The sequence below is a fragment of the Pseudomonas sp. PS01301 genome, assembly GCF_029960215.1.
Taxonomy (GTDB): Bacteria; Pseudomonadota; Gammaproteobacteria; order Pseudomonadales; family Pseudomonadaceae; genus Aquipseudomonas; species Aquipseudomonas coleopterorum.
In genome coordinates this window covers 1-13,156 of sequence record NZ_JASCPM010000070.1, presented here as the reverse complement: position 1 = coordinate 13,156, position 13,156 = coordinate 1, and the positions used below count along the sequence as shown (strand labels likewise).

Annotated in this window: 13 protein-coding genes and 1 pseudogene; 6 read left to right on the top strand and 8 right to left on the bottom strand. The window is 62.7% G+C overall.

Annotated elements, in window-relative coordinates:
* Positions 1-108: 108 nt before the first annotated feature.
* Positions 109-1,329 carry a nicotinate phosphoribosyltransferase gene (gene pncB, locus QMX89_RS21760; RefSeq protein ID WP_056844362.1) on the bottom strand — a complete coding sequence of 407 codons (1,221 nt, stop codon included), beginning with the start codon at positions 1,327-1,329 and terminating at the stop codon, positions 109-111.
* 498 nt (positions 1,330-1,827) lie between these two features.
* Here pncB and QMX89_RS21755 point away from each other — a divergent pair, with 498 nt between their 5' ends.
* From QMX89_RS21755 to QMX89_RS21730, 6 genes are all read left to right on the top strand, one after another.
* Complete coding sequence (locus QMX89_RS21755; RefSeq protein WP_049862017.1) at positions 1,828-2,961, top strand: branched-chain amino acid ABC transporter substrate-binding protein; 1,134 nt, start codon at positions 1,828-1,830, stop codon at positions 2,959-2,961.
* Positions 2,962-3,105: 144 nt separating this feature from the next.
* A complete protein-coding gene (locus QMX89_RS21750) occupies positions 3,106-4,020 on the top strand; it encodes a branched-chain amino acid ABC transporter permease (RefSeq protein ID WP_049862098.1) in 915 nt (304 codons plus the stop codon).
* A 2-nt stretch (positions 4,021-4,022) separates the two neighbouring features.
* Positions 4,023-5,327 (top strand): high-affinity branched-chain amino acid ABC transporter permease LivM, encoded by a 1,305-nt coding sequence (gene livM / locus QMX89_RS21745; RefSeq protein ID WP_049862016.1) that lies wholly within the window; start codon positions 4,023-4,025, stop codon positions 5,325-5,327.
* Complete coding sequence (locus tag QMX89_RS21740; protein ID WP_282349837.1) at positions 5,324-6,199, top strand: ATP-binding cassette domain-containing protein; 876 nt, start codon at positions 5,324-5,326, stop codon at positions 6,197-6,199. The genes livM and QMX89_RS21740 overlap by 4 nt, the downstream gene beginning before the upstream one ends.
* A complete protein-coding gene (locus tag QMX89_RS21735) occupies positions 6,196-6,912 on the top strand; it encodes an ABC transporter ATP-binding protein (protein ID WP_049862014.1) in 717 nt (238 codons plus the stop codon). Before QMX89_RS21740 ends, QMX89_RS21735 begins: the two co-directional genes overlap by 4 nt.
* 720 nt (positions 6,913-7,632) lie before the next feature.
* Positions 7,633-8,400 (top strand): SDR family oxidoreductase, encoded by a 768-nt coding sequence (locus QMX89_RS21730; RefSeq protein ID WP_049862013.1) that lies wholly within the window; start codon positions 7,633-7,635, stop codon positions 8,398-8,400.
* A gap of 12 nt (positions 8,401-8,412) precedes the next feature.
* Here the strand turns inward: QMX89_RS21730 and QMX89_RS21725 are convergent, their stop codons facing one another.
* From QMX89_RS21725 to QMX89_RS21695, 7 genes and pseudogenes are all read right to left on the bottom strand, one after another.
* Positions 8,413-9,501, bottom strand: coding sequence for an AGE family epimerase/isomerase (locus QMX89_RS21725; protein ID WP_282349834.1), 1,089 nt, complete (start codon positions 9,499-9,501; stop codon positions 8,413-8,415).
* A gap of 95 nt (positions 9,502-9,596) precedes the next feature.
* A complete protein-coding gene (locus tag QMX89_RS21720) occupies positions 9,597-10,169 on the bottom strand; it encodes a HupE/UreJ family protein (RefSeq protein WP_282349833.1) in 573 nt (190 codons plus the stop codon).
* A gap of 56 nt (positions 10,170-10,225) precedes the next feature.
* Complete coding sequence (ureG, locus tag QMX89_RS21715; RefSeq protein ID WP_049862010.1) at positions 10,226-10,840, bottom strand: urease accessory protein UreG; 615 nt, start codon at positions 10,838-10,840, stop codon at positions 10,226-10,228.
* Positions 10,841-10,850: 10 nt separating this feature from the next.
* Positions 10,851-11,525, bottom strand: a complete 675-nt coding sequence (locus tag QMX89_RS21710; protein ID WP_134722976.1) for an urease accessory protein UreF — start codon at positions 11,523-11,525, stop codon at positions 10,851-10,853.
* A complete protein-coding gene (gene ureE, locus QMX89_RS21705; protein WP_282349831.1) occupies positions 11,522-12,022 on the bottom strand; it encodes an urease accessory protein UreE in 501 nt (166 codons plus the stop codon). The genes QMX89_RS21710 and ureE overlap by 4 nt, the downstream gene beginning before the upstream one ends.
* 157 nt (positions 12,023-12,179) lie before the next feature.
* A complete protein-coding gene (locus QMX89_RS21700) occupies positions 12,180-12,806 on the bottom strand; it encodes a TetR family transcriptional regulator (protein ID WP_090355931.1) in 627 nt (208 codons plus the stop codon).
* A gap of 164 nt (positions 12,807-12,970) precedes the next feature.
* Positions 12,971-13,156 (bottom strand): annotated as a pseudogene (locus QMX89_RS21695) (hypothetical protein); the annotation flags it as partial.

The window sequence follows — 13,156 nt, the reverse complement described above, 5'->3', positions numbered from 1 at the left end:
CCAATGCCTGACGCCTCCGCAATCCCTGTAGCAGCGGCGCGAGCCGCGTCGACGGTATCTGAATCAGCGTGATCTACCGCGTCGTCCTTGACGCGGCTCGCGCCGCTGCTACAGGGGGGTGGTTCCTGGTGCGTCGGGCACCTTGAACACGTGGCGCAGGTAGGCGACGAAATTGGGGTCGCGGCATTGGGTCTTGGCGGCTTCGTCGGAAATCTTCGCCACTGGCTGGCCGTTGCAGTCGGTCATCTTCAGCACGATGTTCATCGGCTCCACGCCCGGGATGTCACAGGTCAGATTGGTGCCAATGCCGAAGCTCACATTGATGCGCCCGCGCAGGGCGCGAAATATCTCCAGCGACTTGGGCAGGTTCAGCCCATCGGAAAACACCAGGGTCTTGGTCATCGGGTCGATGCCCAGCTTGCGGTAGTGGGCAATGGCTTTTTCCGCCCACACCACCGGGTCGCCCGAATCATGGCGCAGGCCATCGAAGAGCTTGGCGAAGTACAGGTCGAAATCCCCGAGAAACGCGTCCATGGTGATGCAGTCGGTGAGGGCGATGCCCAACAGACCGCGGTATTCACGGACCCAGCAATCGAGTGCGGCGATCTGACTGTCGATCAGCCGCGGCCCCAGCTGCTGATGGGCCATGATCCACTCATGGGCCATGGTCCCCAGCGGCTTGAGGTCTAGCTGGCGGGCCAGGTGCATGTTGCTGGTGCCGACGAAACGCCCCGGAAACTCGTGCTTGAGCACCGTGACCACTTCCTCCTGCACCTTGTAGGAGAAACGCCGACGGGTGCCGAAGTCGGCCACCTGCAACTCCGCCAATTCTTCGCTGCTGGCATTGGCCTGCAGCCATTCGAACTTGCGGTAGAGCTTTTCCCGCGGCTGGCTGAGCAGCACATCGGGATAGCGAATGCGGTTGCGCACCTCGCTCACCGTTGCCAGCAACGGCACTTCGAACAGGATCACATGCAGCCACGGCCCGCGCAGGCGGATGAACAGCTGATCGTTCTCGATGCCGATGCTCAGGTAGCGCAGATTGAAGCGGAACAGGCCCAGGAAGCGCAGAAAGTCCGGCTTCATGAAATTGATGCCTTCCAGAAAGCTCAACTGATCCGGGCCCAGGCTCAATTCGGACAGCTGTTCGAGCTGTTCGCGAATGTCATTCAGGTAGGGCCGCAGGTCTTCCCCGTTGCGACAACGAAACTCCCACTCGACATCGACGTTGGGATAGTTGTGGAGCACAGCCTGCATCATGCTCAACTTGTACAGATCGGTGTCGAGCAGGTTTTGCACGATGCGATCGGCGAATACGCTCTCGCTCATCAGGGTCTCCAGAACCGCGTGCCTCATTTGGAACAGCGGTGGCGCACAGTAAGAGCACATTCTGCCAGCTTTTTGGGACAGGGGTGGATGCGACCGTGCGATGTCCGGCGCGGCCTGCTGCCAGTGCCTGTCGAATGGCTCCTGGGGCAGGTACAACGTCGCCTGGTCCGGAGATGGCAGGAGCACCCTGTGGTGCGCGGTGTAGCAGTAATGCACCGACAGTGTGCACTTCGGTTACGTCGGCTGTTACAGCATGGTTGCCCACGCGCACAACGGCTGGTTGCAATGATGGCACGCTCGGGTTGTACCGCTGCTGTTTATGGGTGTCACCGAGCCCGTGCCAGAGGGTTGCACGACCTGTAGAAAATGGTCCCGGCGCTGCGCGATCCCTGGGAAAGCAAAAACTGTTCATTGCGGGTAAATGCGCTGGCACGGCGCTTGCTCGGAGGTTGGCGCTGAAGTTGTAGTGCCAACCAAAAAAATTCAGGAGCACCACTCATGTCGCAGACGTTCTACAGGAAAGGTTTTCTGGCTCTCGCAGTGGCAACTGCGCTGGGCGCTTCGTCGATTGTTCAAGCCGACGTCAAGATCGGTGTAGCAGGGCCAATGACCGGTGCCAACGCATCGTTCGGCGAGCAGTACATGAAGGGTGCACAAGCGGCAGCGGACGCCATCAACAAGGCCGGTGGCGTGAACGGGGAGAAGATCGTGCTGGTGGCCGGCGATGATGCCTGCGAGCCCAAGCAGGCGGTGGCTGTGGCCAACAAGCTGGAGCAGGATGGTGTGATCGGCGTTGTCGGTCACTTCTGTTCGTCTTCCACCATTCCGGCGTCGGAAATCTACGCCGATGGCGGTATCGTCATGATCACGCCTGGTTCGACCAACCCGCAGGTGACCGAGCGCGGCCTGGACACCATCCTGCGCATGTGCGGTCGTGACGACCAGCAGGGCGTCGTCGCCGGAAACTACATCGTCGACGTGCTCAAGGGCAAGAAAGTCGCGGTCATCAACGACAAGGACACCTACGGTAAAGGCCTGGCCGATGCGACGGCCAAGCAGTTGACCGCACGGGGTGTCAAACCCGTGCTGGAAGAGGGCCTGACCCGCGGCGAGAAGGATTTCAGCGCCCTGGTCACCAAGATCCGCTCCACCGGCGCCGACGTGGTGTATTTCGGCGGCCTGCATCCCGAAGCCGGTCCTCTGGTTCGGCAGATGCGCGAGCAAGGCCTCAAGGACGTCAGGTTCATGTCCGATGACGGCATCGTCACCGACGAACTGGTCACCACCGCCGGCGGCGCGCAATACGTCGACGGTGTGTACATGACCTTCGGCGCCGATCCGCGCGCGCTGCCCGACAGCAAGGCCGTAGTCGACGAGTTCCGCAAGTCCGGCTACGAGCCTGAAGGCTACACCCTGTACGCCTACGCCTCGCTGCAGACGCTGGCCGCAGGCTTCAACGGCGCCAAGTCGAACAAGGGCGAGGACGCTGCCAAGTGGCTCAAGGCCAACCCGGTCAAGACCGTCATGGGCGAGAAGGCCTGGGACACCAAGGGCGACCTGAAAGTGTCCGACTACGTGGTCTACCAGTGGAACGCCGAAGGCAAGTACAAGCAGCTGGAGCAGCAGAAGTAGGACGTTTGCGCTGGCGCACGCCAGCCGGGGCCGCCCCTGCGGTGGCCCCCGTTTCCCTCCATACCGCCTGACGGGTGGCGGGCGCCTTCAGGGCTGCCCGCACCCTGCGCGGTGCGCGGTTCCAGACGTTCGTGAGAGTGCATGATGGACGGTATCTTCCTGCAACAAATGATCAACGGACTGACCCTCGGGTCGGTGTACGGCTTGATCGCCATTGGCTACACCATGGTCTACGGCATCATCGGCATGATCAACTTCGCCCACGGCGACGTGTACATGATCAGCGCCTACCTGGCGGCCATCGGCCTGGCCGTGCTGTCGTTCTTCGGCCTCGAATCCTTTCCGTTCCTGATTCTCGGTACGCTGGTGTTCACCATCGTGGTGACCGGTGTGTACGGTTTCGTGATCGAGCGCGTGGCCTACAAGCCGCTGCGCAACTCGACCCGCCTGGCGCCGCTGATCAGCGCCATCGGTATATCGCTGATCCTGCAGAACTACGCGCAGATCAGCCAAGGGGCTCGTCAACAAGGCGTACCGACGCTGCTCGAAGGCGCCTGGCGCTTCGAAGTGGGTACTGGTTTCGTACAGATCACCTACACCAAGATCTTCATCCTCATCGCCGCCTTCGTGGGTATGGGCGTGCTGACCTACATCATCAAGTTCACCAAGCTGGGGCGCATGTGCCGCGCGACCCAGCAGGACCGCAAGATGGCCTCCATCCTGGGCATCAACACCGACCGGGTGATCTCCTACGTGTTCATCATTGGCGCTGCCATGGCGGCCCTGGCCGGTGTGTTGATCACCATGAACTACGGCACGTTCGACTTCTATGCCGGCTTCATCATCGGCATCAAGGCGTTCACTGCAGCGGTACTGGGCGGCATCGGCTCGTTGCCCGGTGCGATGCTCGGTGGCCTGATCCTGGGGGTTGCCGAATCGCAGTTCTCCGGTTTGATCAACTCCGACTACAAGGATGTGTTCAGTTTCGGCCTGCTGGTGCTGATCCTGATCTTCCGTCCCCAAGGCCTGCTGGGTCGCCCACTCGTGGCGAAGGTATAAGTATGTCCGCACCTACTGCCAAACCTGTCGATATCAAGAAAAGCCTGGTCGACATGGTCATTGCCGGCTTGCTGGCGCTGATCGTGTTCGGCCCCATCGTCGGCATCGTGCTCGACGGCTACAGCTTCAACCTGCAACCGGCACGCGTGGCGTGGCTGGTGGCGGCGGTGATGGCCGGGCGCTTCCTGCTCAGTCTGTTCCTGCAGACGCCTCGCGGGCTGGCCATCTCCCAGAGCTTCGAGAGCTCGGGCTCCGGTGTGCACGTGCTGCCGCCGGACTACAAGTCGCGGCTGCGCTTCATCATTCCGGCGCTGATCGTGATTGCCATCGTGTTCCCGATCTTCGCCAACAAGTACATCCTCACCGTGGTCATTCTCGGGCTGATCTATGTACTGCTCGGCCTGGGCCTGAACATCGTGGTCGGCCTGGCCGGTCTGCTCGACCTGGGTTACGTGGCGTTCTACGCCATTGGCGCCTACGGCCTGGCGCTGGGCTACCAGTACCTGGGGCTGGGCTTCTGGTCGGCGCTGCCGCTGGCCGCGATCGCCGCGGCGCTGGCGGGGTGCATTCTGGGGTTCCCGGTGTTGCGCATGCACGGCGATTACCTGGCCATCGTGACCCTGGGCTTCGGCGAGATCATTCGCCTGGTGCTCAACAACTGGTTGTCGTTCACCGGCGGGCCGAACGGCGTTCCGGTGCCGTCGCCCACCTTCTTCGGTCTGGAGTTCGGCCGTCGCGCCCGTGACGGCGGGGTGCCGATCCATGAGTACTTCGGTTTCGAATACAACCCCGACCTGAAATTCGTGTTCATCTACGCCGTGCTGTTCCTGGTGGTGCTGGCCGTTCTGTACATCAAGCATCGGCTCACGCGCATGCCGGTAGGGCGTGCCTGGGAAGCGCTGCGCGAAGACGAGATCGCCTGCCGCTCGATGGGCCTGAACCACGTGCTGGTCAAGCTTTCGGCGTTCACCATCGGTGCCTCCACCGCAGGTCTGGCCGGGGTGTTCTTCGCTAGTTATCAGGGCTTCGTCAACCCCACCTCGTTCACCTTCTTCGAGTCGGCGCTGATCCTGGCCATCGTGGTGCTCGGCGGCATGGGCTCGACCGTTGGCGTGGTGATTGCCGCGTTCGTGCTGACCGTGGCGCCGGAGCTGCTGCGCAGTTTCTCCGAGTACCGGGTATTGCTGTTTGGTGTATTGATGGTGCTGATGATGATCTGGCGGCCACGGGGTTTGATCCGTATCAGCCGTACCGGCATCAAGCCGGTGAAAGGTGCATTGATCGATGCCAAGGGGACTACGCCATGAGTAACGAAGTCATTCTGTCGGTCGAAAAGCTGATGATGCATTTCGGTGGCATCAAGGCCTTGAGCGATGTCAGCCTGCAGGTCAGGCGCAATTCGATCTTTGCCCTGATCGGCCCCAACGGTGCCGGCAAGACCACGGTGTTCAACTGCCTGACCGGGTTCTACAAAGCCACTGGCGGGCGCATCGAGCTCAATGCCCGCGGCCAGAAGACCAACGTCATCAAGCTGCTGGGCGAGCCGTTCCAGGCTACGGACTTCGTCTCACCGCGCAGCTTCGCCAGCCGTGTCTGGTACAAGATGTTCGGCGGTACCCACCTGGTGAACCGCGCAGGCCTGGCCCGTACCTTCCAGAACATTCGCCTGTTCAAGGAAATGTCGGTGCTGGAAAACCTGCTGGTGGCCCAGCACATGTGGGTCAACCGCAACATGCTGGCGGGCATCCTCAACACCCGTGGTTATCGCAAGGCCGAAGAGGACGCCATCAAGACCGCGTTCTACTGGCTGGAAGTGGTGGACCTGGTGAACTGCGCCAACCGCCTGGCCGGCGAGCTTTCCTATGGCCAGCAACGACGCCTGGAGATTGCCCGGGCGATGTGCACCCGGCCCCAGGTGATCTGCCTGGACGAACCGGCGGCGGGCCTCAACCCCCAGGAAACCGAAGCACTGAGCGGCATGATCCGCCTGCTGCGTGACGAACACGATATGACGGTGGTGCTGATCGAGCACGACATGGGCATGGTAATGAGCATTTCCGACGACATCGTGGTGCTGGACCACGGCAACGTGATCGCCAAGGGCAAACCGGAAGAGATCCGCAGCGACCCCAAAGTCATCGCGGCCTATCTGGGCGCCGAAGAGGAGGAGCTGGTATGAGTACGCCCATCCTCGAATTGAAGGAGATCGACGTTCACTACGGTCCGATCCAGGCGCTGAAGAAGGTCTCGCTGCACATCGACGAGGGCGAGACGGTGAGCCTGATCGGTTCCAACGGTGCGGGCAAGTCGACGCTGTTGATGTCGATTTTCGGTCAGCCGCGCGCCAGTGCGGGGCAGATCATCTACCGTGGCACCGACATCACCCAGAAGTCGTCCCACTACATTGCCTCCAACGGCATCGCCCAGTCGCCGGAAGGCCGCCGGGTCTTTCCCGACATGTCGGTGGAAGAGAACCTGATGATGGGTACCATCCCCATCGGCGACAAGCACTCGAGCGAAGACATGCAGCGCATGTTCGAGCTGTTTCCCAGGCTCAAGGAGCGGCGCAACCAGCGCGCCATGACCATGTCCGGTGGTGAGCAGCAGATGCTTGCCATCGCCCGGGCATTGATGAGTCGGCCCAAGCTGTTGTTGCTCGACGAGCCGTCGTTGGGTTTGGCCCCGATCGTGGTCAAGCAGATCTTCTCGACCCTGCGCGAACTGGCGCAGAGCGGGATGACCATCTTCCTGGTCGAGCAGAATGCCAACCACGCGCTCAGGCTTTCGGACCGTGCCTATGTAATGGTCAATGGCGAGATCCGTCTGACCGGAACGGGCCGTGAGCTGCTCAGCAACGACGAGGTGCGCAACGCCTACCTGGGCGGCCACTGATACCGAGCTCCAGCGCCGCAGAACGCCCCGTCCGGGGCGTTTTTCGTGGGTTTGCGCAATTGTGGAAAACAAATCCGGCGCAGCGCGCGCCTGCGACATAAAACCACTGTTGGTCATCGGAATGCCACAATCCGCGCTTGTCCCCAATTGCTGTGGAACCGGTTGTGGACAACTTGGTGGTATCACGCTGCAGCCCACGGAAATCGAGGCTTGCAGGCTTCTGATCAAAAAACGCACAGGGGTTTCATAGGGATCGATAGGCGGCTTTGTCAACTGTTTTATCCACCGTGCCAACCAGAGTGACAGCAGTGCAACATCCTGTGGATAACTCTGTGAACAAGCCTTGGAAATACCTCGAAAAGGGGCGTATTCACTGGCGTTGCGCCTTCGGTCGTATTTCCCCTGCCTACCTTGGGCGAAGCAGGCATGCGCAATAGCCCTTGCTGGTCAAGCCAAAAAGTTCTAACGGCGCCTGTTCGGCCTTCGGAGTAAGGCAGTCCCGACAACGATAATTGCCCCCAGTCTCTGTGGAACCGCTTGTGGATAACATGCTGGTAACTGTCCGCGAGCCTTTAACCCTGCGGGTTTGGCGCAGATGGTCGATTATTGATCAGTTGCATACGGCCTGTTGGCCGGGCATTCTGCAAAGCCCCATTCTCGGTGGCCCCGGCTTGAGCCTGACGCGCCCATGCGCCGCAGCCACACCCTCAGGAGAACCGCATGACTTCCACGGTATTCATCACTGGCGCCACGTCCGGATTCGGCGAAGCCTGCGCGCGGCGTTTCGCCGAGGCCGGCTGGTCGTTGATTCTGACCGGCCGCCGCGAAGAGCGTCTGACCGCGTTGAGCGAAGAGCTGTCGGCGAAGACGCGCGTGCTCCCGCTGGTGCTCGACGTACGTGACCGCAAGGCCATGGAGGCGGCGATTGCCGGGTTGCCCGAGGAGTTCGCCAGCATCAGTGGGCTGGTCAACAACGCAGGTCTGGCATTGGGCGCAGATCCTGCGCCCAAGTGCGACCTGGACGATTGGGACACCATGGTCGATACCAACATCAAAGGCCTGATCTACGCCACGCGGCTGCTGCTGCCGCGCCTGATCGCCCACGGCAAGGGTGCAACGATCGTCAACCTGGGCTCTGTGGCCGGCAATTACCCCTATCCCGGCAGCCACGTGTACGGGGGCACCAAAGCCTTTGTCGGGCAGTTCTCGTTGAACCTGCGCTGTGACCTGCAAGGTACCGGCGTGCGTGTTACCAACCTGGAACCGGGCATGTGCGAAAGCGAATTCTCGCTGGTGCGCTTCGGCGGTGACCAGGCGCGCTACGATGCGACCTATGCAGGCGCCAACCCGATCCAGCCGCAGGACATTGCCGAAACCATCTACTGGATTCTGACCCAGCCGCCCCACATCAACATCAACAGCCTGGAAGTCATGCCGGTCACGCAATCGTGGGCCGGCTTTGCGGTCGAGCGTCCCGGCAAGGCCTGATCGGGCCGGGGATCAGACGAACGCCTGCAGCCCCTGGTAGCAGGTCAGCAGGTGGTAGGGGGTGGTCGATGGCATGTCGGTACGGCTGACCATCCCTTTGCCATCGCGGCACTCGTGCCAGCCGGCGCCGTGCAGGAAGCGCTCGCGCAACACCTGCAACTGCGCGCCGACATCGGCATCGGGCTGCAGCGTCAGGGCCCGCAGGTACTCCGCCTGCGCCCAGATGCGTTGAGTGGCGTCGAGGACCTCGCCGTCGAGCTTGAGCATCGCCATCACCACCCCATCCTGCACGCCAGTGCGTTGTGCATAAGCGAAGGCGCGCTGCAGAGAGCGGTGCAGGGCGCTGCCGCGCAGCAGCGGTGAGGTCTGCACGAGAAACAGCCACTCGAACTGATGGCCCGGTTCGAACCAGTTATCCACAGCACCGCGCGGCTTCTCCAGCATGATGCCGTGTTCGGGTTCCACGAAACGCGCCTGCATGGCTTCGCACAGGGCCAGCAGCGCCGCCTGGGTAGGCTTATCGTCACGCACGGCCAGGGTTGCCAGAAAGGCTTCTGCCAGATGCATCAAGGGGTTCTGCAAAGGGCCTGCACCCTGATCGTTCCAGTCTTCGCCGAGCAGGGCTTCATAGAGGCCGTCACCTGTGGAAAACCGGGTGGCGATCACTTCCAGGGCGGCGTTGAGCACCGACTCCACCAGTGGCTCGCGTACCTTTTCCCAGTAGTGGGCACAGGCGAAGACGATGAAGGCGTGGGTGTACAGGTCCTTGCGCCGATCCAGCGGTGCACCTTGCGCGTCGATGCTGTAGAACCAGCCGCCGTGCTCGGCATCGTGGAAATGCCGTTGCAGTGAGCGGAACAGGGTGGCGGCGTGTTCGCGGGCACCGGGCTGGTCGATCAGACTGGAAAACACATACAGCTGACGAGCGCACGCCATGGCGCGATAGCGCTGCGCCGGCAACGGCTGGCCAGTGGCGTTCACCGCTTCGAACGGCAGGCCCAGTTGGGTGTTGAAGCCGGCGCCTTGCCACAATGGCAGGACGGTTTCGCGAAAGTGCGCTTGAGTGGCCGCCAGGGCGGCGTGCAGCGATGGGTCAGGCATTGGCGGGATCATCGGAGGCGTTTTGCGCGACATGGTAGCAGGTGTCGGTCACGGCTCCTAAAGCAAGGCCCCCCAGGCAGGGGGGCGTGCCGCAATTAGCCGGCCAGCAACCAGGCGCCGGTCAATGCCGACAGCGCACCGGCCACGCGCACCAGCGGCGCCGCGGCCTTTGGCAGAAACCGCACGACGGCATAGCCGGCCGCATGCAGTGCAGCGGTGGCGGCGACGAAGCCGGCCGCATAGGCGACGGGGCTGGACATGTCCGGCAGCTCCAGGCCGTGGGCCACGCCGTGAAACAGGGCGAACAGCGCCGTGGCGACCACGGCCAGGACCAGCGGTGGCCGCACCGCCAGCGCCACGGCCAGACCCAGCGCCAGCACCGAAGCGGCAATGCCGCTTTCCAGCGCGGGCAGTTGCAGGCCGGCAAAGCCCAGCAGACCACCGATGAGCATGGTGCCGACGAAGGTGCACGGCAACGCCCAGCGCGCTGCACCTTGTTGCTGCGCCGCCCAAAGGCCTACGGCGAGCATGGCCAGCAAATGATCGAGGCCGCCCAGGGGGTGGCCGATACCGGCCAGCAGGCCGTTGTCGCCATGGCCCGGATGGGCGAAGGCCACAGCTGGAGTCAGCAGCAGGGCTGCACAGGTGAAGAGCGTCTTGAAGGTCATGTGAGTGTTTTCCTTATCGTCGTGTTCACTGCAATGAAAGCAAGGGTGGCAACGGCTCAGGCGGCGTCGAGCAAGCCCTGGCGCTCAATGAAGGCAATGATCTGCTCCAGGCCCTGGCCGGTCTTCTGGTTGCTGAAGACGAACGGCTTTTCGCCGCGCATGCGCCGGGTGTCGCCGTCCATCATCTCCAGTGATGCGCCCACCAGCGGTGCCAGGTCGATCTTATTGATCACCAGCAGGTCGGACTTGCAGATGCCGGGGCCGCCCTTGCGCGGCAGCTTGTCGCCGGCGGACACATCGATCACGTAGATCGTCAGGTCCGAAAGCTCCGGGCTGAACGTGGCGGACAGGTTGTCGCCACCCGATTCCACGAGGATCAGGTCCAGGCCCGGAAAACGCCGATTGAGCTGGTCCACCGCTTCCAGGTTGATGGAAGCGTCTTCGCGGATGGCGGTGTGCGGGCAACCACCGGTTTCCACGCCGATGATGCGCTCCGGGGCGAGCGCCTGGTTGCGTACCAGAAAATCGGCGTCTTCACGGGTATAGATGTCGTTGGTGACCACCGCCAGGTTGTAGCGCTCGCGCAGGGCCAGGCACAGGGCCAGGGTCAGCGCAGTCTTGCCGGAGCCTACCGGGCCTCCGATACCGACACGCAGGGGTTGGGTATTCATGGTGATTCTCCTAGGAACGGAACAGGCGGCTGTACTGGCGTTCGTGGGCCATGCTCGCCAGGGACAGGCCGAAGGCGGCACTGCCGTAGTGTTGAGGATCCAGTTCGGTGGCATTGCGCTGGGCCAGCTGCAGGGTCGGTAGCAGTTGAGTGGTGAGGCGCTGGGCGGCCTGCTGGCCCAAGGGCAAGGTCTTCATGAGCACCGCCAGCTGGTTCTCCAGCCAGCTCCACAGCCAGGCGGCCAGCGCGTCCTGCGCCGGGATGTTCCAGGCCCGTGCGGCCAGCGCCCAGCCCAGGGCCAAGTGAGGTTCTTCGATCTGAGCCAGGTAGCGACGGGCTGGGATATCCAGTTCGGCAAGGCCGAGCAGGAGTTGCTTGAGCGAATAGCCCATCTGCCGACTCTCCAGTTGCAGCTCGCGGGTCTCCCGGCTCGCGCGGTGTTCGGCGCTCAGTTCCAGCAGCTGCCCCCAGTCGTCCTGCGCTGCGGCCATGCAATGGGCGAGCAGCAGAGGCGCTTCGAAGCGCGCCAGGTTGAGCAGCAGTTGGTCGGCGATCCAGTGATGGGCGCTCTGTGCATCGTTGACCGTGCCGTTTTCCACGGCCATCTCCAGGCCCTGCGAATAGCTGTAGCCACCGATTGGCAACTGTGGGCTGGCCAGGCGCAGCAGGGCCCAGGCGCTGTTCACGTGCGCACGCCGAACTGATGCAGTTTGGGCGCGTAGTTGAAGCCTTCTTCGCCGTGTCGCGAATGATGGTGACCACCGCCGTAGGCACCGTGCTCGGGTTGAAAAGGGGCGAGCAGGGTCTGTGCCTGTGCGCCGAGCTGTTCGAGCATGGCCTTGAGCACGTAGTCGTCGAGCAGGCGCAGCCAGCCGTCACCGACTTGCAGGGCGACGTGGCGATTGCCCAGGTGATAGGCCGCGCGGGTCAGTTCGAAGGCGCTTGCGCAGGTGACGTGCAGCAGTTCCTCGGGACGGGCGCACACGCGCACCACTCGACCGTCTTCGGCCTGCAGGCATTCGCCGTCGTGCAAGGGAGGCTGGCCGCGTTCGAGAAACAGTCCGACATCTTCACCTTCGGCACTGAAACAGCGCAGGCGACTTTTGCTACGGGCCTCGAAGTTCAGGTGCAACTCGGCAGCCCATTGGTCCGCAGGTGCGATTCGGCGGTGAATAACCAGCATTGGTGGCGTCCTTCTGAAGGCAGTGGCCAATGCAGAGCAAGTGTCTTGCCAACCTTTGGATGACCGCCAGCGCTTGGCTGTTGCCAGAAAAGAGGGCGGTTTTGCGCACCACTTCAGTGCAGATGATATCTGCGCGCACCAGTGCAAGGCGCGAGGGCTATTGGCTGAGCCCCTTCCAGTACTTGGCGCCGATGAAGATGAAGCGCAGTTGCTGGCTGATCTTCGCTTCGGGCGTCAGGTGAGCCGGCAGGTCGGGTGCCGGTGGGTCGATCAGTTCCGGCAACGTGGCGAACACGGCCTTGACCACCAGGTCGGCCATGACCTGCAGCGAGGCACTGTCCAGGTGCTGCCATTTGGGCATGGAGCCCAGGTCGGTCGCCAGGTCCGCGCTGATGCCTGCGCGCAGGGTGGCGATGGCCTGGCGCACGGGCAGGGAACCGCCGTATTGCTCGCGGGCGAGGAACAGGAACTGCGGGCGGTTGGCGGCTACGCCATCGAGAAAGATGCGCACCGAGGCTGCGGTGAGCCCGCCGACCACGATTTCATGGTGACGAACCAGGCGCAGGGTGGCGCGGAACGTGGCGTCGACTTCGTTGACCAGGGCCAGACCGAGCTGGTCCATGTCGTCGAAATGGCGGTAGAAGCCGGTCGGTACGATACCGGCAGCCTTGGCGACTTCGCGCAGGCTGATACTGCCGAAGCCTCGGCCGGCCGCCATCAATTGGCGTGTGGCTTCGAGGAGGGCAAGGCGGGTCTGCTGTTTCTGTTCGGCGCGCGGCAACATCGACGGTGCTTCTATGCAAGGGCAGCGAAGGACTCTAGCAAATTGACAGGCTGGGCGTCGAACCAGGAAGGCGGGGCGAGGGGTTGCATCAACGACAGGTCAGGCTGGATCGGAAAGCCCGGTCTGGAGAAACCGGGCTTTGTCGGAGACCTCGAACACCAGGCTCATGCGTTGGCTTGGTATTGACGATCGAGCAGGCGCTGCGAGCCATTCTCGGCGAAGGTGCCCTGTGGGGTGCGATCCGAACCGTCTTCAGCGAAGGTGGCCTGAGGGGTGCGATCGGAACCGTTCTCGGCGAAGGTGCCTTGTGGGGTGCGATCCGAGCCGTCTTCAGCGAAGGTGGCCTGAGG